The organism is Saccharopolyspora sp. 6M (assembly GCF_020176775.1).
In the GTDB taxonomy this organism is placed as follows: Bacteria; Actinomycetota; Actinomycetes; order Mycobacteriales; family Pseudonocardiaceae; genus Saccharopolyspora_C; species Saccharopolyspora_C gregorii.
In genome coordinates, this window is record NZ_JAIUJZ010000192.1 from 1 (window position 1) to 23,089 (window position 23,089).

General features: G+C 70.0%; 22 protein-coding genes and 3 pseudogenes. 8 read left to right on the forward strand and 17 right to left on the reverse strand.

The features are described from left to right. Positions 1–266 (forward strand): annotated as a pseudogene (locus tag LCD31_RS22655) (hypothetical protein); the annotation flags it as partial. Between the two features lie 199 nt (positions 267–465). On the opposite strand, the gene LCD31_RS22660 reads toward LCD31_RS22655, so the two are convergent. Continuing rightward, the gene (locus LCD31_RS22660; protein WP_224961041.1) at positions 466–1,485 is read right to left on the reverse strand and encodes a LacI family DNA-binding transcriptional regulator; all 1,020 of its coding nucleotides are present in this window, start codon (positions 1,483–1,485) and stop codon (positions 466–468) included. Positions 1,486–1,929: 444 nt separating this feature from the next. Here LCD31_RS22660 and LCD31_RS22665 point away from each other — a divergent pair. The 6 genes and pseudogenes from LCD31_RS22665 to LCD31_RS22685 form a co-directional block, all read left to right on the forward strand. Next, positions 1,930–2,874 (forward strand): annotated as a pseudogene (locus LCD31_RS22665) (MFS transporter); the annotation flags it as partial. Between the two features lie 136 nt (positions 2,875–3,010). Next, positions 3,011–3,142, forward strand: coding sequence for a hypothetical protein (locus LCD31_RS29230; protein WP_255623355.1), 132 nt, complete (start codon positions 3,011–3,013; stop codon positions 3,140–3,142). Positions 3,143–3,278: 136 nt separating this feature from the next. After that, positions 3,279–4,034: an SDR family oxidoreductase gene (locus LCD31_RS22670; protein ID WP_224961042.1), complete on the forward strand. Its 756-nt coding sequence runs from the start codon at positions 3,279–3,281 to the stop codon at positions 4,032–4,034. Positions 4,035–4,290: 256 nt separating this feature from the next. Next, positions 4,291–4,704 (forward strand): hypothetical protein, encoded by a 414-nt coding sequence (locus LCD31_RS22675; RefSeq protein WP_224961043.1) that lies wholly within the window; start codon positions 4,291–4,293, stop codon positions 4,702–4,704. Positions 4,705–4,742: 38 nt separating this feature from the next. After that, entirely contained in the window at positions 4,743–5,774 is a 1,032-nt protein-coding gene (locus LCD31_RS22680) for a D-2-hydroxyacid dehydrogenase (protein WP_224961044.1), read from the forward strand. Positions 5,775–5,830: 56 nt separating this feature from the next. Beyond that, positions 5,831–6,118, forward strand: coding sequence for an SDR family NAD(P)-dependent oxidoreductase (locus LCD31_RS22685; RefSeq protein ID WP_224961045.1), 288 nt, complete (start codon positions 5,831–5,833; stop codon positions 6,116–6,118). A 1,175-nt stretch (positions 6,119–7,293) separates the two neighbouring features. On the opposite strand, the gene LCD31_RS22690 is transcribed toward LCD31_RS22685, so the two are convergent. From LCD31_RS22690 to LCD31_RS22720, 7 genes are all read right to left on the reverse strand, one after another. Next, positions 7,294–8,103, reverse strand: a complete 810-nt coding sequence (locus LCD31_RS22690) for an aldo/keto reductase (protein WP_224961046.1) — start codon at positions 8,101–8,103, stop codon at positions 7,294–7,296. A 28-nt stretch (positions 8,104–8,131) separates the two neighbouring features. Then, entirely contained in the window at positions 8,132–8,818 is a 687-nt protein-coding gene (locus tag LCD31_RS22695) for a M24 family metallopeptidase (protein ID WP_224961047.1), read from the reverse strand. A 20-nt stretch (positions 8,819–8,838) separates the two neighbouring features. Then, positions 8,839–10,149, reverse strand: coding sequence for an MFS transporter (locus tag LCD31_RS22700; protein WP_224961048.1), 1,311 nt, complete (start codon positions 10,147–10,149; stop codon positions 8,839–8,841). A 235-nt stretch (positions 10,150–10,384) separates the two neighbouring features. Continuing rightward, positions 10,385–11,611, reverse strand: a complete 1,227-nt coding sequence (locus LCD31_RS22705; protein WP_224961049.1) for an aminotransferase class I/II-fold pyridoxal phosphate-dependent enzyme — start codon at positions 11,609–11,611, stop codon at positions 10,385–10,387. A 1-nt stretch (position 11,612) separates the two neighbouring features. Continuing rightward, positions 11,613–12,605: a biotin-dependent carboxyltransferase family protein gene (locus LCD31_RS22710; RefSeq protein WP_224961050.1), complete on the reverse strand. Its 993-nt coding sequence runs from the start codon at positions 12,603–12,605 to the stop codon at positions 11,613–11,615. Continuing rightward, positions 12,598–13,326, reverse strand: coding sequence for an allophanate hydrolase subunit 1 (locus LCD31_RS22715; protein ID WP_224961051.1), 729 nt, complete (start codon positions 13,324–13,326; stop codon positions 12,598–12,600). Before LCD31_RS22715 ends, LCD31_RS22710 begins: the two co-directional genes overlap by 8 nt. Next, the gene (locus tag LCD31_RS22720; protein ID WP_224961052.1) at positions 13,326–14,105 is read right to left on the reverse strand and encodes a LamB/YcsF family protein; all 780 of its coding nucleotides are present in this window, start codon (positions 14,103–14,105) and stop codon (positions 13,326–13,328) included. The genes LCD31_RS22715 and LCD31_RS22720 overlap by 1 nt, the downstream gene beginning before the upstream one ends. 133 nt (positions 14,106–14,238) lie before the next feature. On the opposite strand from LCD31_RS22720, the gene LCD31_RS22725 reads away from it, so the two are divergent. Beyond that, entirely contained in the window at positions 14,239–15,165 is a 927-nt protein-coding gene (locus tag LCD31_RS22725) for a LysR substrate-binding domain-containing protein (protein ID WP_224961053.1), read from the forward strand. On the opposite strand, the gene LCD31_RS22730 is transcribed toward LCD31_RS22725, so the two are convergent. The 9 genes and pseudogenes from LCD31_RS22730 to LCD31_RS22770 all read right to left on the reverse strand — a co-directional run. Continuing rightward, positions 15,138–15,998: an NAD(P)-dependent oxidoreductase gene (locus tag LCD31_RS22730; protein WP_224961054.1), complete on the reverse strand. Its 861-nt coding sequence runs from the start codon at positions 15,996–15,998 to the stop codon at positions 15,138–15,140. The two genes, LCD31_RS22725 and LCD31_RS22730, sit on opposite strands and share 28 nt — an antisense overlap. Next, the gene (locus LCD31_RS22735; RefSeq protein WP_224961055.1) at positions 15,995–16,672 is read right to left on the reverse strand and encodes a 4-carboxy-4-hydroxy-2-oxoadipate aldolase/oxaloacetate decarboxylase; all 678 of its coding nucleotides are present in this window, start codon (positions 16,670–16,672) and stop codon (positions 15,995–15,997) included. Before LCD31_RS22735 ends, LCD31_RS22730 begins: the two co-directional genes overlap by 4 nt. A gap of 45 nt (positions 16,673–16,717) precedes the next feature. Beyond that, positions 16,718–17,752 (reverse strand): L-idonate 5-dehydrogenase, encoded by a 1,035-nt coding sequence (locus LCD31_RS22740; RefSeq protein WP_224961056.1) that lies wholly within the window; start codon positions 17,750–17,752, stop codon positions 16,718–16,720. Positions 17,753–17,774: 22 nt separating this feature from the next. Next, positions 17,775–18,512, reverse strand: coding sequence for an SDR family NAD(P)-dependent oxidoreductase (locus LCD31_RS22745; protein WP_224961057.1), 738 nt, complete (start codon positions 18,510–18,512; stop codon positions 17,775–17,777). Positions 18,513–18,535: 23 nt separating this feature from the next. Next, positions 18,536–19,303, reverse strand: a complete 768-nt coding sequence (locus LCD31_RS22750; protein WP_224961058.1) for an SDR family NAD(P)-dependent oxidoreductase — start codon at positions 19,301–19,303, stop codon at positions 18,536–18,538. Next, positions 19,300–20,304, reverse strand: a complete 1,005-nt coding sequence (locus LCD31_RS22755) for a sugar phosphate isomerase/epimerase (protein WP_224961059.1) — start codon at positions 20,302–20,304, stop codon at positions 19,300–19,302. The genes LCD31_RS22750 and LCD31_RS22755 overlap by 4 nt, the downstream gene beginning before the upstream one ends. After that, entirely contained in the window at positions 20,297–21,058 is a 762-nt protein-coding gene (locus tag LCD31_RS22760; RefSeq protein ID WP_224961060.1) for an SDR family NAD(P)-dependent oxidoreductase, read from the reverse strand. Before LCD31_RS22760 ends, LCD31_RS22755 begins: the two co-directional genes overlap by 8 nt. Beyond that, on the reverse strand, positions 21,055–22,071 hold the full coding sequence (locus LCD31_RS22765; RefSeq protein WP_224961061.1) for a 2-hydroxyacid dehydrogenase: 1,017 nt from the start codon (positions 22,069–22,071) through the stop codon (positions 21,055–21,057). Before LCD31_RS22765 ends, LCD31_RS22760 begins: the two co-directional genes overlap by 4 nt. A gap of 315 nt (positions 22,072–22,386) precedes the next feature. Beyond that, positions 22,387–22,996 (reverse strand): annotated as a pseudogene (locus tag LCD31_RS22770) (IS5 family transposase); the annotation flags it as partial. Between the last annotated feature and the right edge of the window lie 93 nt (positions 22,997–23,089).

Consider the following 23,089-nt stretch of genomic DNA (forward strand, 5'->3'; position numbering starts at 1 on the left):
CCGCCCTCGCGGCCGGTGCCCTGGTGCTCGGACTCGGCGGCGCGGGCACGGCCTTCGCGGCCTCCGCGACACCGGCCCCGAACCCGTCAATAGAGACCCCTGGCGACACGGTGCCGGGACTGCCCACGGGGCCGGAGACCGGTGACCCGACCGATCTGCCCAGCGCGCCTCCGTCGGGCAAGTCCGACGACGCGGTTCCGGGGCTGCCCACACTGCCGGGCACCGGCGACCCGACCGGCGAGCCGGGCGTCAAGCCGATCAGCTGACGATCGGTAGGCCGTGCCGCCGCGTCTACCGCGCGCCGCCCGGCCGGAGGTGCTGGGCGAGGACGTGGGGGTCCCTCCCCAGCACCTCTTTCGACAGCCCCGTCTGAGGCAGGACAACACGGCCGTCACGCTACGCTGGTCCAAGTCCCGCTTTGAGAACGCAGACCAAGTCCCAGACCGGCCGGAGCCCTATTAGGGCTCATTCGTGTTCTGGTGGCGGTGGGCCCGTCGATTCCCGAACGAGGAGGTGCGTCGGTATCCGGTCGACCCGGTGCGCGCGGTCCTTCGCCAGGAATCCGCCCAGCAGGATGTCGGTGACCGCTCGTCCTGCTTGTTCCCCTGACGCCTGCACGGTCGTCAGCGGTGGGTGGGTGAACGATGCCCCGAACACGTCGTCGCAGCCGATGATGCTGAGGTCCTCAGGTACGCGCGTGCCGCAGTGCCGGAATCGGCCGAGCGCGCCGATCGCGAGTGTGTCGTTGAAGAAGATCGCGGCGGTGACACCGGTGAGCGCCACGGCGTCGGCGGCCGCGGCACCCGCAGCCAGCGTCGGGTGGAAGGCCCCGACCGCTACGAGCTCGGCCTCGTGCCGGTCGGCGGCGGTGTGCAGGGCATCGAGCCGGGTGCGATCGCTCCACGACGCCGAGGGACCGCGCACGTAGGCGATCCGCCGGTGCCCGAGCGACACCAGGTAGTCCAAACCCTGCGCCATGCCTGCCGGGGTGTCGATGAGCACGCCCGAGATGCGCGGCACCTCGCGGTTGAGCACCACTAGCGGCACACGTTCAGCGACTTGGGCGAGCAGCGCGTCATCGGATCTGGGACCCACGACGATCACTCCGTCGACGGTCTGGGCCAGTTCGGCGAGCCAGTCCGCCTCCACTTGCTCGGACTCCTCGGACGTGACGAGCAGTTGCATGAACCCGGCCGCCTGCGCCTGCCGCTGGCTGCCGCGGATGAGGTCGAGGTTGAACGGGTTCGTCAGGTTCGGGAGCAGGAGGGCTGTGGTGCCGCGGGAGATGCGCGACCGCGTGTCGGGCAGCGTGGCGGAGTCGTAGCCGAGTTCCTTGGCCTTGCGGACGACGCGTTCGTACATCTGCGGGCTCACGCGGTTCGGGTTCGACAGCGCTCGGGAGACGGTCGATGGAACGACGCCGCACGCCTCGGCGATCTCGGTCAGGGTGATCCGGCGCCGGATGCGCCGCGCGGGCAGGGCCATGCCGTGATCCTGGCACACGACGAAGTGGACCGTGCCGCTCGTTTGGCAAGAACCTTGCCACTGGAGCTGCTCTGAACTGAGATTTCAGAGGAAAGACCAACCGTTGCGGCACGTACTTGGCAAAGTCGTTGGCCGGGTGGGAGCTGGCCCGTACGGTTCCGCAACAAGCCGGTGGCGGAGCCGAGACCCAGTGGACCGACTCGACCACCCCGGCGCCGCGTCAGCACCGTCCACTCCCTGCCTTCGCGCCGATCAGATCCGCTGATCGGCCTGAGTCCCGTGAACGCGCCCTCGCGATCTCGTCTCGAAAGGCTCCCGATGGCCGAAACAGCTCCGCCCACTGCTGAAGAGCCCGTGGCAGAACAGCCCAGCAAGCGCCGCGTCCTGATCGCCGGCTGCATCGGTGGCTTCGTCGAGCTGTACGACAACGGCATCTTCGGATTCATGGCGACCGCGCTCGCCCTTGTGTACTTCCCGCAGGACGACTCGAACTCGGCGCTGGTGTTCGTGTTCGTCGGCTACGCGATCTCGTTCTTCGTCCGCCCGCTCGGGTCGATCGTGTTCGGTGTTCTCGGCGACCGGCTCGGAAGGCAGCGGATGCTCGTCGCCGTCATCCTGCTCATCTCCGCCGCGACGACCGGGGTCGGCCTCCTGCCCGGGTACGCCGCGATGGGGGTGGCCGCACCGATCCTGCTGATCTTCTTCCGCATGCTGCAGGGCTTCTCCGTCGGCGGGGAGTCCGCGGGTGCGCTTACGTTCCTCGCCGAGCACTCGCCGGAGGGCAGGCGAGGATTCAACACCAGCTTCTCGCAGGTGGCCTCGTTCAGCGCCTTGCTCGTGGGCACCGTGGTGGCCTACTCGATGTCGCCGTGGCTAACGGCTGAGGCGATCAACGGCGGGGGCTGGGGCGCGTTCGCCTGGCGGATCCCGTTCCTCGTCGCCGTGCCCCTGGGCTTGATCGGGTTCTACATCCGCAAGTCGTTGGAGGACACGCCGAACTTCAAGCGGCTGCAGAGCGCGCGGGAGTTGTCGCGCAACCCGCTCAAGGAGACGTTCACGTTCCCGCGGTACCGGCGGGCGTTCCTGCTGGCGGTGTTCCTGCCGCTGATGAACGGCTCCGGTTACTACGTGCTGTTCACCTACATGCCGACCTTCCTCAAGAGCGATGCGAGCGGGTTCTCCATCGGGACCGCGCTGCTGGTCACCGCGATCAGCCTCGTGGCGATCACCGTGGTGATCCCGATCATGGGTGCGGTGTCCGACCGGGTCGGGCGCAAGCACGTCATGGCCGCCTCCGCGATAGGCATGGCGATTGCTGCGGTGCCCTGCTACGCGCTGATCCAGACCGGGAGTGTGGTGTGGGCGATCGTCGGGGCCTGCGTCATGGCCGTCGTGTTCTCCGGGCACACCGCTGTGCTGCACATCCTCATAGTCGAGATGTTCCCGACCCCGCATCCGCTACAGCGCTTACGGCCTCGGCTACAACATCTCCTCCGCCCTGTTCGGCGGTACGGCGCCGTTGCTGATGACCTGGCTGATCGGGCTCACCGGGAACTTCTACATGCCCGCGTTCTACGCGGTGGTCACGGCCGTCGGCACCCTCGTCGCCGTGCTGACGGTCACCGACCGAGCGCACGAGCCGCTCCAGGACACCTGATCGCGCGCCTCCGAACTCGTCTCGGAATGTGGCCGGGTGGCGCGGAATCTCAGCGGCTCTGCCACCGGCAAGAGGAGGACGAGAGGCACGGCATGCGAGTTCGAGGACGCGCAGTGAGACAGGAAGGATCAAAACCTTGCCCTTCGACGATTACCGCACCGCGCTGGTCACCGGCGCTTCGACCGGGATGGGAGCCGTGCTCGTCGAGCGGTTCCGCTTGCGAGGACTCGAGGTCCACGCGGTCGCCCGCGACGGCACGCGGCTCGCGGAGCTCGCCGAGAAGACGGGAGCGATCCCGCACGCGGTGGACCTCGCCGACACCGATTCCATCGAGGAGCGGCTCGGCGGACTGGAGATCGACGTGCTCGTCAACAACGCCGGGGTCAGTGCGACGGGGAACGTCCTCGACGCGTCCCGTGGCACGGTCGACGCGATGGTGGACGTGAACCTCCGCGCCGTGCTGCACCTCGCCCGGCTGCTGCTACCTGGCATGGTGGAGCGAGATCTCGGGCACGTCGTGAATATCTCGAGCATCGCGGGCCGCTACAACTTCTTCGGCCACACGGCATACCACGCCACCAAGGCAGCGCTGGCGCAGCTCTCGCGCCAGCTGCGCAACGACACCGTCGGCAAGCGCATCCGCGTCACCGAGATCTGCCCGGGCCGGGTCGAGACCGAGATCTTCGGGCGCAACCTCGGCGGCTCGCCCGAAGCGATGCAGCAGGCCTGGGAAACCTACTACGAGGGCTACGAGTCCCTGACCACGGCCGACGTCGTGGCCGCCGTCGACTTCGCGGTCGAGGCGCCGCGCCACGTCAACCTCGGACTCATCGAGATCACCCCGACGTTCCAGGTCCCGGGCGGCCTGACCTTCGACAGGAGAGACGCATGACGATCACGCCTCCAGCGACCCGAGTCGTCCTGCCGCACGGGAGGACGGAGATCGAGGGCGCAGGCACCGGCGGCGTCGAGCGGCTCGGCCGGTTCACCGCGGCCACGATCCACGAGGCGCAAGGCCGCCGCGACGCGATCGGCTCGGACATAAAGCCGATCGCCCGGGACTCGTCGTTCGTCGGGCCCGCGACCACGAGGAAGCTCGCCGCATCGGACCGTGCGACGCCGCGGGCTCCACGATCGACGTCTGCGATTTGCACGACGTGCTGCGAGCTGAAGAGATCACGACCGACCTGGACGACGAGGACCCCAACCGGGGGGCCGGGGGAGCGCCGATGAACGCCGAGTTCGTCCAGACCGCGCGTGACCGGCGGATCCGGGAGTCACCGAGCGCGACCGCCGCCCGCGCTCGCGCGCTGGAGGCGGGAGGTGAGTCCATCGTGGACCTGACGATCCCCTACCGAGGCCATCGCGATCCGGCCGCTGAGCTGTTCGGCTCCGTCGAAGGCCTAGCACCGCTCGTACCCGATGGCGCTCCCGACCTCTACGCCGATTGCGCGAGCCTCCTCGGCGGTGGCACCGCTGGCGGCAGGACGCTGGAGTCCGACCAGGACGTGCTCCGTGAAGGTGCGGCGGCGACCTCGAGTGCGGGCGAGGCGCTCCGATGAGCACTCAGCGAGCGGAACAGCGCACCGGCAGGCTCCGCGTGGTCATCGCGACACCCTTGCCCGAAGAGCTCTGCGAGCGCATCGAACGCGCCGAGCCCCGCATCGAGCTGATCCGCGACCAGAGCCTGCTGCCACCGGAGCGCTGGCCTGCCGACTTCCCCGGTGACCCGTCGTTCCAGCGCACCCCGGTGCAGCAAGCGCGTTTCGAGGAACTGCTCGACTCCGCGGACGTCCTCTACGGCATTCCCGATGTGGATCCTGCCGCTCTGGCCAGGACGGTGCGCGCCAACCCGCGCCTGCGCTGGGTGCAGCTCATGGCCGCGGGCGGCGGTTCCCAGGTCCAGGCGGCCGGGCTCACCGCCGACGAGCTGGCCCGCGTTCGCTTCACGACATCGGCCGGAGTGCACGGCGACCCGCTCGCTGAGTTCGCCGTGTTCGGGGTGTTCGCGGGCGCCAAGCGGCTGCCCCGGCTGCAACGCGACCAACGCGCGCGCGAATGGCCGGGCCGCTGGGGCATGGCGCAGGTGTCCGGGCAGACCGTCCTCGTCCTCGGGGTCGGCGGCATCGGCCGCGGGGTCGCGGCGAAGCTCGCGGCGATCGGCGCGCATGTCATCGGGACGAGCCGTCGTGGTGAGCGGCCCGACGGCCTGCACGAAGTCGTCCACCCGGACGACATCGCCGCGGTGCTGCCTCGGGTCGACGCCCTGGTGAACACTCTGCCGGGCACGGACGCCACCGGAGGACTGGTGGACGGCGACGTCTTCGCCGCGGCGTGCGACGGGCTGACGGTAGTCAACGTCGGTCGGGGCACCGTCATCGACGAGGTCGCGCTGGTGCGCGCGCTCGAAGCGGGAAGGGTCGGGTTCGCCGCACTCGACGTGTTCGCGGTCGAGCCGCTACCGCCGGGTAGTCCGTTGTGGAATCGCGATGACGTCCTGGTGAGCCCACACACGGCGGCCTTATCGACTGCCGAGGAAGGGCGGATCGCAGACCTCTTCATCGACAACGCGACCCGTTTTCTCGACGGTCGCGAACTCCGCAACGTCGTCGACACGGTGGAGTTCTACTGAGGAAACACTCCCCGCGATGACCGCCCTGTTCGCTCCGGCGGGGCGGCGCGTGCTGGATGTCGGCGCCAGCCGCGGCATCGGCCTCGTGCTCGTCGGCGGTCTGGCGCGGCGCCGCCACGATCGTCCACGCCCGGAAGGCCGAGCAGGTCGGATCGGCCGCGGTGGCCCTGCAGGAGGAGACCGGCGCGCCGATCGAGAGCACTGCGTTCGACGTCACCGACACCGAGCAGGTCGACGTGACGATCACCGCGTCCGAGGCAGCCGGCTCGCCGATCGACGTGCTGGTCGCCAACACCGGGATGCAGTTGCGCGCCATACCGATCCTCGTTCGACGGTCGGCTTGAGCTCGTGGCGACGAACCGGACCAGCGTGTTCCTGCTGAGCCGCCGGGCCGCACGGAGCATGTCGGAGCGGGGAGCAGGCAAGATCGCACATCCATTCGGTGCAGTCGTAGCTCGGCCGAAGGACCTCGCGCCCCGCTCCGCGACGATGGGCTGCATCGTCGTGCTCACCTGCGGAATGCGCGCGGAGTCGGCCCCGGGCATCCGGGTGAACCTCGTTGCGCTCGGCGAATCGCGACCGAGCTGCCCCAGGCGCTTACGAGGACGCTGAGTTCAGCGCGTGGGCGGACCACGCTCGCCCGCGGGTCCGTGGGCTGCCGCATCGGAGCTCGTGGGGGCACTGGCGTTCTCCCGTTCGGCGGCATCGAGCTTCATCGACGGCGAAGTCCTGTACGTCGGCGGCACGACCGCAGTCGTCTGACGATCCGCACAGCGGCCCCACCTCCGGCCGTCCGCACCGAACGCGCACCACCGTGACCGTCGACGCGGATCCCCTGCCCGAGATCTGCGCGACGCCCCGGTCCCCGAGCCGGAGGCCGCAGACGAGGCCTCGTCAACGTCGCCCACGGGGGCGTCTGTGGTTCTAGCCCGCACCGCTGGCGGCGGTTCGGGACCTCTGTTGCGAGCACCCATGGTGCTCGGGCACGAAATCGTCGGCACCGTCGTGCGCGGCGCCGCGTACTGATCCGGACCCGCCGCCGGGACTCCTGCCGCGGCGCATCCCGGGGGTGCTGGGCCCTGGGGTGGGAGCCGCTTTCCCGCGCACCGGCCCGACGTCGCGCCCGGCATCACGTACCTGGGCAGCGCGGTGCGCCTTCCGCACCGCGACGGAGCGTTCGCCGTCGCGCGTTGGCGGTGAACGCTCTCTGCGGTGTCGTCAGCGGGTTTCGTGGCTGCGTGTCCGGAGTCGCTGAGGTGGCGTCGGCTCAGCCGAGAGCACCACGATGGGGAGCGGAACATGGATGCCCCGGACTTCACGGGCGATTCGGTGCAAGGGCATCCGCAGCAACGGGAGCGATCAGGAGTGCGTCGAGGACGCTGCGATCCCGGCTCTCGCGGACGCCCGTGACAGCCGGGATCGACGAGGCAGGTGCCTCATACATCAGGTCGATCGAACCCCGAACAGCCCCCGGCGATGGAATATCGCTGCGAACGGCAGGACCCACGTGCACTTCGCTTCACCGTGATGTGCCGTTGGCGATTGCGTCGATCCGTTCGACTTCCTTCTCCGAGAGCGCGATCGCGGCGGAAGTGAGGTTGCGCAGCATCCGGTCGTGGTGCGCTGACTTGACCGTGACCGCGACTCCGTGGTGCAGGTTCCACGCAACAACGACTTCGTGCACGCCGCTCCCGTGGCCTGCCGCGATCTCGGCGAGCGCAGGGTGCCCGAGATCGGTGCTGCGCAAGGGACTGTGCGCGCTCAACACGATGTGGCGTCGCCGCAGGGCGGAGGCGAAGCTCGCGTCGTGGTCGCCGGGGCCCCACTGCCGCTGGTTGACGGCCGGGTACTCGCCCGTCGCGTCGTGCAGGGCGTCGATCAGGTCGAGCGAGTAGTTGCTGACCCCGATGGCGCGGACCAACCCCTCCTCGCGCGCCCGGATGAACTCCCGCCAGCTGGTCACGCCCGGGTGGCCTCCGGGCGGCCAGTGCATGAGCCACAAGTCCACGTAGTCGGTGCCCAGCGCGGTGAGGCTCTCGTCCAGCGTGCGGCGTTCCAGACCGACCCGGTCCGGTGGCATCTTGGTGGTCACGAACAGCTCCGAGCGTGGCACGTCCGTCTGAGCCAGCGCGGCGCCCACCGCGTCCTCGTTGCGATAGCGAGTGGCCGTGTCGATGAGCCGGTAACCCGTGGAGAGCGCGGTGAGCACGGCGTCGGTCGCCTGCTGGCCGCGCATCGGGTGGGTGCCGAAGCCGATCAGCGGCATGGCCCTCCCGCGCAGGTCAGCGGTCGGCACGAGATCCGTCCTGGACCCGGTCGGTGTGTGCAAGGCGTTCCTCCTCAACCGGTGATGCTGGTCAGTAGAGCTCGACGAGCCGCAGAGGCGTCTTGGCCAACGGCTCCGCGCCGGCTGCGGTCATCAAGACCGTCTCGGCGAATTCGATTGCGCCGACGCGGGTGCGGATGCCGACGACGGTGCCCGGTTCCGCGACTCGGGCGTCGTCGCGGGGCAGGGTGACGGCGGTGGGTTCGCCCAACGCCACGATCCCGCACCCGGCGTGTCGGTCGCGGGCTGCGTCGTCGAAGGCGCGGTAGGCGTCGCGCAGGAGAGCGCCGGGCTGGAGCGCCCCCAGCAGCGCCTTAGTCGCGGCCGAACACTTCTCGCCTGCCGCACGCAGTTCCGCGCCAGGCTCGCTGAGCACGGCCGTGGCCGCGGCGTATCCGCGCACCCCGTCGAGTAGCGGGTGCAACGCGTAGCGGACCGGTTCGCTCGCGGTGAGCCTCGCCGTCGCGGGATCGTGCCCGTGGATCGTCACCAAATCGCAGCCTGCCGTTCCCGGAGCGAGCTCGGGGAACCAGCCGAGCAGACCGCCCGCGCGCCGCGTGGAGCGGTCCACGTTCGCAGCGATCTCCCGGACGTCCTGGCCGACGTGCAAGTGGTCCGTGACTGCTGTGTAGCCGACGGCAGCCAGTTCGGCCGCAGCAGCAGCGCGTTCGACCTGCGTCAGGTCGGAATCTATTGTCGGAGCAGCGGTTTCCACCATGGAGCGGTGCCCTTTCCGGTTCAGCGCTTGAGCGGTTCGAAAGCAGTCTCGCGGATGCGGAGAGCGGCGAATCCGGCTGCCACCGAGGTGAGCACGAGGTAGAAGGCCGGGACCCAGCTGCTGCCGGTGGCAACGATGAGCGCCGAAACCAAGAGCGGTGCCGCTCCACCGAAGATCGCGGTGCCGAGGTTGTAGCCGATGCCGTAGGCCACGGTGCGGACGCGGGTCGGGAACAGTTCGACCAGCGTCACCTGCATGACGCCGTTCGTTCCCGCGAAGCACAGCGCCATCACTACTGCGCCTATGGTGGCCAGTGTGAAGGAGCCCTGCGTGAGCAGCCAGTAGCAGGGGAAGCCGATGAGGACCATCGCGAATGCCGAGGTGGACAGCATCTTCTTCCGCCCGAAGCGGTCGGAGAGCCGGCCCGCCCAGAGCACCGCGAACGTGCCGATGGCCAGCATGATTCCGGTGATCAGCAGGCCTTCAACAGCGGTGAAGTGCATTTCGTTCTTCATGAAGGAGGGCATGTAGATGAACAGGACGAAGTAGCCCGAGCTGTTGAACAGCGGCAGCACGATGCACATCAGCATCGCGCTCAGGGTGTCGCGGGAGCTGAACGCTTCCCGCAACGGGCTGCGCGTGACCTCGCCCTTCGACTCGGCTTCGGCGAACTCCGGTGATTCCTCGGCGCGGTGGCGGATCAGCAGGCCCGCCACTCCCAGCGGGAACGCGAGCAGGAACGGAAGCCGCCATCCCCAGGCGACCATCGCATCGGTGCTGAGTACCGCAGTGAGGAACGCGGCGAACAGGGTGCCGAGCAGCATCGCGACGAACGTGGCCGCGTTGGCGTAGCTGACCACTCGGCCGCGGCGCCCCGGACCCGCGTGCTCGGCGAGGAACGAGTTTCCGTTGCCCGGTTCCCCGCCCATCGCGAAACCCTGCACGAGCCGTAGCGCCACCAGCGCGAGCGGGGCGAACATCCCGGCCGTGGCGTAGCCGGGCAGCAGCCCGACCAGGCCGGTGGACAGGCTCATCATCGTGACCAAGATCAGTAACACCCGCTTGCGCCCGTACCGGTCTCCCCAGGAACCGGCGACCGCGGCGCCCAGCGGCCGGAAGAAGAACGGGATGGCGAACGTGGTGAAGGTCAGCATGACACCGGTGCTCGCCGCCCCGGTGGGGAAGAAGACGACAGCGAGAGTGCCCGCGACGAAGCCGTAAACCGCGTTGTCGTACAACTCGATGAAGACCCCTACTAGGCCGCCGAAGATCGATGTTCTGTTAGCGTTCACAGGTTCCACGGGAACCACATCGGACACTTCGGTGTTCACGAGGACCACCTTTCTCAGGGTGACTCCGTTGTCACTGGAGGGCTATTGAGAAAGAACTGTGCCCCCCGGATGATGCGGTGACGTTACTGGCGTTGACGGTCACGTCACAGAATCCAGTCCGATTTCGTCTGGTTGCATCGCGAAAAGCGATGTCCTGTGCGGAACTGGTGATCCGAGCCCGGATCGCGCTGAGGCGTGGCCTCCTCGCGAAATCAGACCGCGCTTTCCTCGCCGGTCATGCGCGGCTGATCCGGGAAACAGCGTGCGCTAGCCCGGACACCGCCTTCCGGAGCACTTCCGAATTCAGCGCGAAACTCGCCCGAAAATGGCCGGGGGCGCCGTAGGAATCTCCTGGGATCACCACTACCCCCGCCGTTTCCAGGAAGTGCTCGGCGAGCTCGGAATCGGTGTCGATCCGCCTGCCGTCCGGAGTGGTCGAGCCGAGCAGCGCAGAGACGTCGGTCCACACGTAGAAGCCACCGGCGGGGACGATCGGGCGTAGGCCGTCGATCGCGGAGAGCCCGGACACCAGCAGGTCCCGGCGCTCGCGGTAGACGGCGACCGTCTCCTCGATGAACTCGCTCCCGCCGTGCAGCGCTGCGGCCGCCGCGGCCTGGCTCACCGAGGATGGGCAGGACGAGCTCTGCGACTGCAATGTCGAGATCGCCGCGCACAAGGTCGCGGAGCCGGCGCCGTAGCCGATCCGCCAGCCCGTCATCGCGTACGCCTTCGACACGCCGTTGACGAGGAAGATCCGCTCCCGCAGCTCGGGTGCGACGGTGATCGCACTCGGCACGGGACGAGCACCGAAGTTGATCTCGTCGTAGATCTCGTCGCACAGCACCGACACGTGCGGGTGCGTGCGCAGCACCTCAACGAGCGATTCCAGTTCGGCCTCGTCGTAGACGGCGCCGGTGGGATTGCAGGGAGTGTTGAGCACCAGCCACTTCGTGCGGTCCGTGATCGCCGCTCGCAGCGCGCCGGCGGTGAGCTTGTACCCGGTCTCGGCGCCGGTCTCGACCAGCACCGGATGCCCGCCGTTGACGGTGACCATGTCGGGGTAGGAGACCCAGTGCGGAGTCGGGACGATCACCTCGTCGCCCTCGTCGAGGGTGGCGAGGAACGCCAGGAAGATCAGCTGCTTCGCGCCGCCGCCCACACAGATCTCGTCGGGACCGCAGGCCAGCCCGGTCTTGCGCAGCAGCCTTTCCCGGATCGCAGCCCGCAGGGCCGGGGTCCCGTTCGCCGAGGTGTACTTCGTTTCGCCCGCCCGGATCGCGGCGATCGCCGCCTCCTTGACGTGCTCGGGGGTGTCGAAGTCGGGTTCGCCGATCGTCAGCGGCAGCACCTCCCGGCCGGCGGCCTGAAATTCTCGGACGCGATCGGCGACCCGGGAGCTCGGCGACTCCTTGATCCGGGACATCCTCCCGGCCAGTGCGGGCCGGTCCTCGATGATGGCCATGTCAGCTCCCTTTCGTGAAGTGGGCGGCGAACGCGGTCCTGGCCCGCACCGCCACCCGGTCGAGCAGCCGACGCCGCGCCAGCAGAGCGGCGGTGGCCGCGGTGACGGTGGTCCGGCGGAACCGGACCTGCTGGCCTGGCCGTAGCTGCGCCGCGGTGTTCTGTGCGAGCGAGGTGAGCACGGCGAGGACGGGATACCCGGCGGTGACCCCGCGTCCGCGCAGCAGCACGAGCAGTTCGTCCCCGGTGGGCGCTTCGACCGCGCCGACGGGCACTCCGCGTGAGAGCACCTCGCCGCTGATCGAGCGCCGCGGCACGTCCCCGCGCAGCCGCATGCCGACGTGGTCAATGCGCGGCGTGACCGCGTACGGCGCGGCGAACAGCCGCTCCAGCTCCGGCCCGAATTCCCCGGCATCGGGGCCCTCGATCACGTCGAGGACGATGCTCCCGCCGACCGGGGCCGCCACCGGGATGGGCAGACCGAAGTCGAACACCGTCGCCTCGAACAGCGGGTTGACCAGCGGCGGGTGCGAGCGCAGCAGCGCGAGACGGGAGCCGGGGTGCACACCGGTTCCGAACCCGATCATCGAGTCAGGAGCGCAGCTGCCCAGCAGCCGAGGCACCTCGAACGAGCCGTGCACGGCGATGTAGGCGCGGAGCCCGGCTTCCGAGACGGCCACTTGCACCAGCTGCCCGGCCCGCACCGACAGCGGTTGCCATGGCGACCGCAGCGCACCGTCGACGGACGGGACGGCGGGGGCGCCGGTCACGGCGATCAGGACGTCGTGGCTGGGGCGGAACGCCAGCCCGAACCCGGTGGCCTCGATGAGCGGGTCTGCTGGCTGGTTGCCGACCAGCGCGTTCGCCGCGCGGGCCGCGAACTGGTCTAGCGCGCCGTTGACGGCGAGCCCGCGCGCGGGACCTGCTGTCCGCCCGAGGTCGGTCACTGCGCAGGAGACGGCCGATTCGACGTGCAACGCCAGTTGCTCAGCCAACGTGGTCCTCCCGGTAGCGCATCGGGGTGCCGACCAGAGCCGCGTAGGTCGGCTCGTCGATCGCGGTGTAGCGGATCCGATCCCCGGCCCGGTACGGCACCACCTGCTCGTGGTCGGTGCGCAGCACGGTCAGCGGGGTCCGCCCGATCTGACGCCACCCGCTGGGCGCGGCCACCGGTCCGAGCACGGCCTGGGGGGCGGCGACCGAACCCGCGCGGGGCGGCACCCGCAGCCGTGGGGTCGCCAGCCGGGGGACGGGTACGCGGAAGTCGGGCCCGTCGGTCATCGCCGAGGCGGCGGGACCTCCGAGGCAGCGGATCAGGTACTCGCGCTCGCACACCATCTCCACGACCCGGTGCACCGGTTCGCCGACGATCTCGGCGACCCACGCCAGGTCCGGCCCGGCTTCGCCGCCGAACAGCACCGGGACGTCCAGCACCCGCGAGCACGACGGCCCGTCCGGTGCCGCGGCGAGGTCTTGGGAGAGGATGGCGGCGGTCAGCTCCTCGGCGGTGCAACGGCACGGGTCGAACTCGACGAGCACCGCGTCGTAGGTGGGCACCGCGGACAGCGCCCCGGTGATCTCGCCGCGGTTCAGCCGTTCCGCCAGCCGGTGGACGGTCGTCCACACCTCCGTGCCGTCGGCCCCGTCGACCTCGACCCGCAGCGCGGCCTCCCCGCACGGGGTGATCGCGGTCTTCACCGCGGCCCGGCTGTCCATCACGCCGTCGGCAGGCCGAGCACCTGGTGCAGCGGCGCGGGCCGGACCCCGGCCGCCTCCAGCTCGGCGCGGATCCGCGTGGCCAGCTGCAGCGCCCTGGGACCGTCCCCGTGCAGCTGCACGCAGTCCGCCCTGATCGGCAGGTCGACCCCGTTCCTGCTGGTGAGCACGCCCTCGGTGATCATGCGCACCGTGCGGCGGGTGACCTCGTCGGGGTCGGAGAGCACCGCGCCCGGCTCGGAGCGCGGGACCAGCGTGCCGTCGTCCTCGTAGGCGCGGTCGGCAATGCCGACCACCGCGATCCGCAGCCCCCGCGCTCGGGCCACCGCGGCCATTTCGCCCTCCTGCACCAGGACCACCAGCGACGGGTCGAAGGACTCGACGGCGTCGGCCACCGCGCGCGCGTAGTCCGGCCTGGTCACCACCATGTTGCCGAGCTTCCCGTGCGGAGCCAGGTGGCTGATGAGCGTGCCGTGGGCCTTCGCGAACGCCGACAGCGCCCCGAGTTGGTACAACACGTCCGTGCGCACTTCGTGCTCGCTCAACTCCATGGCGCGACGGCCGAACCCGGCGAGGTCGGGGAAGCTCGGGTGCGCGCCGATGCGGACGCCGCGCTCCACGCAGGCCCGCACGGTGCGGTCCATCACCCGCGGATCGCCCGCGTGGAAGCCGCAGGCGACGTTCGCGGATGTGAGCAGGTCCAGCAGCTCGGCATCGTTGCCCATCGTGTAGGCACCGAAGCTCTCGCCGAGGTCGGCCACCAGATCGACGATCTTCACGCCGAACCCCTTTCCACGCTGGGTTATGTTCTCGGGGAAGACGGTAGTTTCGGTACCGGCCGGGGCGAAGCAACATCGCGAAGCGCCATGGCCGCATCTGCTTTCCCGATGGGCTTCGGTCAGGAGGAGCACGATGGACACCCGCAGGCTCGGCTACTTTGTCAAGGTCGTCGACATCGGCAACATCACCAAGGCGGCCGATTCGTTGCACATCGCTCAGTCCGCGCTGAGCCAGCACATCTCCGCCTTGGAGAGCGATTTCAAGGCGCGACTGCTCGAACGCACCGGGCGCGGCGTCGTCGCGACCGGGCCGGGGCGCTCGCTCTACCGCTACGCGCAAGGGATCCTGCGCCTGGAGCGCGCCGCGCGTGCCGATCTGCGCGACAGGGCGGACTCACCTGCCGGGCTGGTGACGGTCGGGCTCGCCTCTTACAGCATGGCTTCGAGCGTGGCGGTCCCGCTGCTGCGGGTGGTGCGCGAACGCTACCCGGAGATCCAGTTGCAGCTGCTGCAGAACCTGACCGTGGTGATGAGCCAGGCCGTGCTGCTCGGTCAGGTGGACATGGCGCTGATCTACGACCCCGGCTATGTCAAGGGGGTCGCCCTGGAACGTTCGGTGGAGGAGGAGTTCCACTTGGTCGTCAGCGCGCGAGCGCCGCGGTCACCGCTGCCGCGGGGCGAGTCGGTGACGTTGCGCGACGCGTCCGAACTGGACTTCATCCTGCCCGGCGCGATGCACTCGGTCCGGCAGATCACCGACGGGGCCTTCCACACGGCGGGTCTGCACTGCCACGTCGTCTCCGAGATCGAGCACAGCACGGTGCTGCGCGACGCGGTGGTGGGTGGACTGGGCGCGACGATCCTGCCGCTGTCGGCGGCGCGCGCCTGCTTCAGCCCGGAGGAGGTGCGCGTCTACCGATTCTCCGACGCGCACCTGCGGACCCGGATGTCGTTGTGCACTGCGGAATCGCAGCCGTTGTCCGAGCCGGCCGAGCTGGTGGCGCAAGCCCTGCGCAGGCTGCTCGCCGACGTTCAGGAGCGGTCCGAGAGCACCTCGTAGACGGCGGAGTGGTCGGCATCCCCGAAGCCGAGGTCGACGGCCTCGGTGAACAGCGCCCCCGCCTGCCGTCCTAGGGCGAGCCGGGCGCCGAGCTCGTCGGCGAGCGCGATCGCGTACCGCAGGTCCTTGAGCTGGTTGCGGGCACTGCCACCGAGCTCGTACTCGCGATTCTGGATCTTCTTCGCCTTGGCGTCGAGCACGGCGCTGGCGGCGAGCCCGGCCCGCAGGATCCGGGCAAGCCGCGCCCCGGAGATCCCGGCCCGGTCGGCGAGGTCGAACGCCTCGGCCACGCCGACGAGCGTCGAGGCAACCACCACCTGGTTGCACAACTTCGCCACCGTGCCCGCTCCCGGCGCGCCGAGGTGCTCGACGAGCGCCGCGAACGACCGCAACACCGGCTCCACCGCGGCGTGCGCTTCCGAGCTCGCACCGACCATCAGGCTGAGAGCACCCGCTCGGGCACCGGCGTCCCCGCCGCTCATCGGCGCGTCGACGACCTCCATGCCGAACCGGCCAACCCGCTCGACGAGCCCGCGGATGCGCTCCGGCGAGGTCGTGCTCAGCACCACCACGTGGCGGGTGCCGTGCCGGGACCACGCGTGGAGCACGGGGTCCGCTGCGACCTCGTCGAACTCCGGCACATCGGGCAGCGCGGAGAGCACGACCTCCGCGCGGATCTCGCCGGGGTGCACGACGGCTCGCTCGCCGAACTCCGCGGCCTTGGCGCGCGTGCGGTTCCACACCTGCAGCGGAAACCCTGCCTCGGCGAGGTGCGCGGCGATCGGGGCGCCCATCGGCCCGAGGCCGAGCACCGCGGTAGAGATCGCGCTCATTCGTCGACGACCAGGCCCTTGGCCGCAAGTTTGTCCACGAGGCCGTGCACTTCGATCAGTGCCCGGTCGCCGCGGCGGTGCTGCTCGCGGATGCCGGCTTCGTGCTCCTCCCGCTCCCGGCACAGCCGTACGACCTCCTCGGCTTCCAGCGGGTCGACGACCACGATGCCGTCGGCATCGCCGCGCAGGACGTCGCCGGGGCGCACGAGCTGCCCGCCGACCGAGATCGGCTGGTTGACCTGGCCGAGCGTCTCCTTGACGGTGCCCTCGATGCACACCGAGCCGGAGAACACCGGGAAGCCCAGCCGCCGCAGATCGGCGCTGTCGCGGACGCCGGAGTCGGTGACGAACGCAGCCAGCCCCTTGCTCTGGCAGGCGGTGGCGAGCACGTCGCCGAAGGACCCGGACTGCTCCAGTTCGCCCGCTGCCGTGATGACGACGTCGCCGGGGCGCGCGTAGGAGATCGCGACCTGCACCATGATGTTGTCGCCGGGGTGCGCCGAGACGGTGAACGCGGGACCGCAGAAGGACATCTCGGAGGACACGGGCTTGAGCCGGTGTGACAGGGCGCCCTTGCGGCCCTGCGCTTCGTGGATGGTGGCGGCGGAGTACTCGCCGAGCGCGGCGACGACGTCTGCGGCGGGCCGATTGAGCTTCGTTCGGACGTGGATCATGCGGTGTTTCCCTCCTCGGGTGCGGGCCGTTCTCGCGGCCCGCGTTCAGGAATCGGCGGAGATCTGGAGGATCACTTTGGACGAGCGCGAGGAGTCCGCGGCGACTTCGAAGGCCTCGGCCGCGTCGTCGAGCGCGAACCGGTGGCTCACCACCGTTTCCAGCGACGGCTCCGCCGCCAGCAGCGCGACCGCCTCGTCGAGTTCGACGTCGAAGCGCTGCGAACCGAACAACGCGAGTTCTTTGGCGATGATCGCCGACATCGGGACTGGAACCGGCCCGCTCGGCAGCATGCCCAGTTGCAACACGGAACCACCGGGCCGCACAGCGTCCACTATGGACGCGAGGGAGGCCGTCGCGCCCGCGGCTTCCACCACCACGTCGAACGACGAGTCCGGGAGCGCGTCGCCCCGCGACAGGTTCAGAGCCAGCGTGGCACCGACGGCGGTGGCGGTGGTCAGCGGGAAGTCCTGCAGATCGACGGCGACGACCTCTGCCGCCCCGGTGTGCCGGAGCGCGGCGATCGTGAGTGCGCCGATGGGGCCCGCGCCGCTGACCAGCACTCGTGCCCCCGCCACCCGATCGCCGAGCCTGCCGACGCCGTGCAGCGCGACCGCGAGCGGTTCGGCTAGCACGGCCCTGCTCAGCGGCAAATCCTCGGGAAGGACGCGCAGCTGCCCTGGTCGCACCGCCAGCCGTTCGACGAAGCCGCCCTGCGTGTGCGGGCTGGTGGACGCGCTGCCCAGGTAGGTCCCGTCCGCTCGCAGGTGCAGTCCCGTCGGCTGCGAGGCGCCTGCTGGGGCGGCCGGATCGGCGGGGTGAATCGCTACCGGGGTGCCGACCGGCGGAGCGTCGGTCACATCCGTGCCGATCTCGGCGACGATGCCGACCACCTCGTGGCCGAGCACCAGCGGTTCGGCCACGGTGTACGCCCCGTTGCAGCCGTCGGCGGCGTAGTGCAGGTCCGAGCCGCAGATGCCGCCGCAGGCGATTCGGACCACGATCTGGTCCGGTGCCGCCTCGATTTCGGGGAGCGTGGTGACGCGCAGGTCCCGCACCCCGTGCACGACGATGCCCTTCACGACAGAGCTCCTTTCCTGGGGGTCAGCGTGCGAGGTAGCCGCCGTCGACGGGCAGCACCGTCCCGTGCACGAACTGGGCGGCGTCGGATGCCAGGAACAGCGCCGCACCGGCGATGTCCGCGGCGGTGCCCCAGCGCCCGGCCGGGATCCGCTCCAAGATCTGTCGGTTCCGGATCTCGTCGGCGAGCAGCGCGACGTTCATCTCGGTGTCGATGAACCCCGGCGCGATCGCGTTGACCCGCACGCCCTTCGGCGCCCACTCGTTGGCGACCGACTTGGTGAACTGGGCGACCGCGCCTTTGGACGCGGCGTACGCGGAGGCGGTGAAGCCACCGGTGAACGAGAGCATCGACGCCAGGTTGATGATCACGCCCGAACCGCGGTCGAGCATCGGGCGGCCGAAGGACTGGGTCAGCTCGGCGACGCTGCGGATGTTGAGCTGCTGCACGCGATCCCAGTCCTCGACGGGAAAATCTTCGAACGGGTGGCGGAGGTTGAGCCCGGCGTTGTTCACCAGGACGTCCACCCGGTGCTCCTGGAGCACTTCGGCCACCACCTCGCGGGTCCACTCCGGATCGGCGAGGTCGGTCACGACCGGCAGGTAGTCGCCGCGGTGCTCGGTGTCCGCACGGCGATGCAGGCCGACCACCTTCGCCCCGTTGCGCAGGTACTCCTCTGCGATGGCGTACCCGATTCCCGAGCTGGCGCCGGTGACGACCGCGGTCTTGCCGGTGAGGTCGGCGGAGAACGAAGAACCCACTGCGCTGCCTTTCTCGTGTGCGGTCACGCGATGTGCGATCCGCCGTTGACGTCGTAGGTGACGCCGGTGACGTAACCGGCCGACTCGCCCAGCAGGAACGAGACCACCGCGGCCACGTCGTGCACGGTGCCGATCCGGCCGACCGGCAGTTCCCGCAGTAGCAAGGCCTTTCGCTCCTCGGTGAGGCGACCGCCCATGATGTCGGTGTCGATGGATCCGGGCGCCACTGCGTTCGACGTGATGCCGCTCGGCCCGAGTTCGCGCGCGAGGGTGCGGGCGAATCCGAGCAGCGCTGCCTTCGAGGCCGAGTACGCGGCCCGGCCGTAGACCCCGCCGCCGCGCTCCGCGGAGGTGGAGGAGATCTGCACGATGCGGCCGACCCCGCGGGCGGCCATGACCTTCGCCGACGCCTGCGTGACGTGGAAGGTGCCGTGCAGGTTGACCTCGACCACCCGGCGCCACTCCTCGTCGGTGACGTCGAGGAACGGTACGGGCGAGCTCACCCCGGCGTTATTGACCAGGCCGATGAGCTGGGGGAGGGTCCGGCGCACCGCGTCGACCGCGCTGAAGACCGCCGCCCGCTCGCGGATGTCCACCCCGGTGCCGAGGCACTCGACTCCGTGCCGCTCCCGAAGTTCGGCCGCCAGCTCCCGGCAGGCCGCGTCGTCCGTGTCGAACACGGCGACCGACCAGCCGTGGGCGGCGAGGGTGCCGGCGATGGCGCGTCCGATGCCGCGTTCGGACGCGGCCCCGGTCACGATCGCCGTCCGTTCTCTGGGAAATTCGGTCATCGGCTCTCCTCCCGAGGCAGGATGCGGCGCAGGTAATCGGCATTGGTCGTGCCGACGCCGAGCCCGTCACCGCCGTAGTGCTCTACCACGAACGCGCCGCGGAACCCGTGCGCGATCGCGTGGCGAACGGCGGCCCGGTAGTTCACGATGCCCAGCTCCAGCGAGGTGGGGTGCGTCAGCACCGTCCCCGTGCCCGGGTCTTCCAGGCGCAGGTAGTTCTTGACGTGCCAGTAGTTCGCGCGCGGCGCGGCGACCGACATGAGGTACTCCCAGCTGTCGGTCGGGCGCTGCTGCCGCAGCAGGTTCCCCAAGTCGGGGTTGAGCCCCACCGCGTCGTGCCCGATGTCGTCGAGGAAGCGTGCCGCCTCGTCGGCGCTGCCGAGGTAGGTGTTCTCGTACAGCTCCAGGGAGAGCTCGACGCCGGCGGACCTCGCGTGGTCGCCGAGTTCGCGGAACCGCCGCACCGCGAGCCGATACACCTCCGGGTCGGCGTACCGCTCGTCCTGCGGCGCGGTCCAGAACCACAGCGCCCGCCGTTGCTCCGGGGTCAGCGCGTCGTGCAGGCCGAGGCAGACGATCCCTGCGCCCAGGCCCGCGGCGGCGTCGATGGCGCGGTGCGTCACGGCGAGGTTCCGCTCACCGCGCTCCGGGTGGATCACGCTCTGGCGCACCACGCAGATCCCGGGCACGCTGAGGCCCGCGTCCGCGAGTACCTCGCCGAGCGCGGTCAAGCGGTCCGGGGGGAGCTCGCCGAACGGCATCCAGGACGTGGACAGCTCCAGCTGCGCGAATCCGGCGTCGACGACCGGTTGCAGCAGCCGACGCCACCGCTCGGGCACCAGCTCCGACACGGGCGTCCCATCGGCGTCGAGCGCGGGGAATTGGAGCATCGCGGCGGCGATCGGCCAGTTCTCCGGGGAGTGGGCCGGGGAGAGCGCGGCGGGGTCGGCGAGCCGAGGACGTTCGTGGTGCACGGGCGGGGTCGGCGTGGTGTCAGCCAATGCGGATGCCCCCGTTGATGTTGTAGGTGGCGCCGGTGATGTAACCGGCGTCCTCGCCGATGAGGAATTCGACCAGTGCGGCCACTTCACCGGTGGTGCCGAGGCGCCCTACCGGGAGCTGGGCGAGGAAGCCGGGTTTGCGGGCCTCGGTGATCCGGCCGCCCATGATGTCGGTGTCGATGGTGGCCGGGGCGACGACGTTGACGGTGACCCCGTGCGGCGCGACCTCCAGCGCGAGTGCCCGGCTCAGTCCCTCGATCGCTCCCTTGGATGCTGCGTAGGTGGACTTGCTGTAGGTGCCGCCGCCGTTCTGCATGGCCGTCGAACCCAGGTTGACCACCCGGCCGTAGCCGCGTTCCACCAGGCCTGGGATGACGCGCTTGCAGGTGACGAACGTGCCGGTCGCGTTGATCCGCATGACGCGCTCCCAGGTGGCGAGGTCCACCTCGACCAAGGGCAGCGGCGAGCTGATGCCGGCGATGTTGACCAGCGCGGCCGCCGGCGGCAGGTTCTCCTCGAACGTCGACACGGCCGCGTCGACGGCATCCGGATCGGCGATGTCCGCGATGGCGCCGAGCGCCGAGACGTCGTGCGCGGACGCCAGCCCGGACGCGACGCGCCCTACCTCCGCGTCTACGTCGAGGAGGCCGAGGTGCCAGCCCGTCGCCGCCAGACGTTCGGCCAGCGCCCGGCCGATGCCGCGTTCGGAGGCCGCACCGGTGATGATCGCCGTCCGGCCGGTTGCGTCGCTCATGTCGCCTTCCCGTCGTCGTCGGGCCGTGTGCCCCGCGGTCGTGGATCGTTCACCGGATGCCGGGGACGGTCGCCCCGACTCACCGCCAGCACTGCTTCCCGCACGCTCGCCGACACCGCCGAGCTGAACCGGTCGGTCCAGCACAGCGAATGCGGCGCCAGCACCACGTTGTCCAAAGTGGTCAGCGGCCCGCCCGGTTCTAGCGGCTCTTCGGCGAACACGTCGAGCCCCGCACCGGCCAGCCGCCCGTCGGAGAGCCGCGCGGTCAGCGCGTCCTCGTCGACCACGGAACCGCGGGACACGTTGATCAGCCGGGCCGTCGGTCGCAGCAGGTCCAGCTCCGCCGCCCCGATGAGGTGGTGAGTTCCGCGGTTTCCCGCGACGGTCAGCACGACGTAGTCGCTGCGGCGCAACACGTCCGGCAGCGGCAGCAACTCGACGCCGAGGTCCGCGGCTTCCGGCCGATCGCTCCGGTTGTAGCCGAGCACACGCAATCCCAGCGCTCCCAGCCGACCTGCGGTCGCCATCCCGGTCCCGCCGAGTCCGATCACTCCGATCGTCGCGCCGGCCAGGCCGGCCCCCTGCCACGAACCGCGTTCCGCCCAACGACCTTCGCGCACGAGCCGGTCCTTCACCACCAGGTTGTGCGCCAGCGCGAACAGCAGCGCCAGCACGGAATCGGCCACCGGTTCCCGCACGGCGTCGGGAGTGTTGGTCACCAAGACACCGCTGCGGGTGCACGCGTCCAGATCGACCGCGTCGAAACCGGCACCGAACCGCGCGACGTGCCGCAGCCGTCCGGACGCCGGTATCGACCTCGCGGTGATGCGCTCGTGCCCCAGCACGATCACGGCGTCCGCGTCCTCGAGCTGATCCGCCCGCAGTTCCTCGACGTCCTCGTCCAGCACTCGCCAGGACACCTCTTCGCCGAGCAGGGAAAGGCCGATGTCTCCGAAAATCGTGCTTCCGTCCGGCTCGGCGTAACCGCGAGTGACCACGACTTGATAAGTCATGAACGCCCCTCCGCGTCGGAATTCGTGGCCGAAGCCTAGAGCGGTTTCCGCCGCCTGCTGAGCAACATCAGGAACCCCCATGGGGGCATCGCGGTTGGAGATGAGGTACTGGCGCCCTTGCCGGACGGCGCGCCGCCTCGCGGGGTGGTGGTGTTCCGAGGCGCCGCCCGACCTGGCCGAACGGCGCGATTCGTCTCCCGATGCGCGGGGATCAGGAGTTCTGCCCGGGTGCTCGTCCGGTCGGTGCCGCATCGGTGGCGTCGCTGGAATCCGCCTGTCGCAGTTGAGCAATTTCAGACAGAATGCGGCGGCAGGGAGTTCGCGGGCGAGGATCATGCAGTGGGCGAGGTGGAGCAGGCCTCCCTGGATGTCGTCGCGGGTTTCCCAGCGGATGCGGAGTTCGCGGGGCCGTGGAGCCAGGCGAAGGCGGCTTCGACGACCCAGCGCAGTTTTCCGAGGCCGGATCCGTGCTGGTCACCGCGGCCGGCGATGCAGGGTGTGATGTTGCGGGCCCGCAGCTGGTGCCGGTATTTGTCGTGGTCATAGCCGCGGCCGGCATACACGTGGCGAGGCGTGCGGCGGGGTCGGCCTCGGATTGCGCGTACCGGTGGGCCGCTTCGATCAGCGGGATCAGCTGGGTGACGTCGTTGCGGTTGCTGCCGGTCAGCAGCACTCGCAACGGAGTTCCGCGGGCGCGTCATGTTTCGAGCCCGGCTTGCCCCGATCAACCGGACTCAGACCCACTTTTGGGCTATCCCGTTCTCGTTGGATCTGCGAGGAGTCCACCACCGCGCGGGAAAGGTCCAGCTGATCGGCCGCGCGCAGCTTGGCCAGCGGGATCTCCTGCAGCTGTTCCCACACCCCCGGCCTGCTGCCACTCCGCCAACCGGCGCCAGCACGTCGAGCCGGAACCGAACCCGAGTTCTTACTACTTGTAAAAAAACTGATCTTGGTGGCACGGTGGTCGTAGGTTGGTCTTGTTGTCGTTGTGGAGGTGTCTGGTGGCCCGGCGGCGACC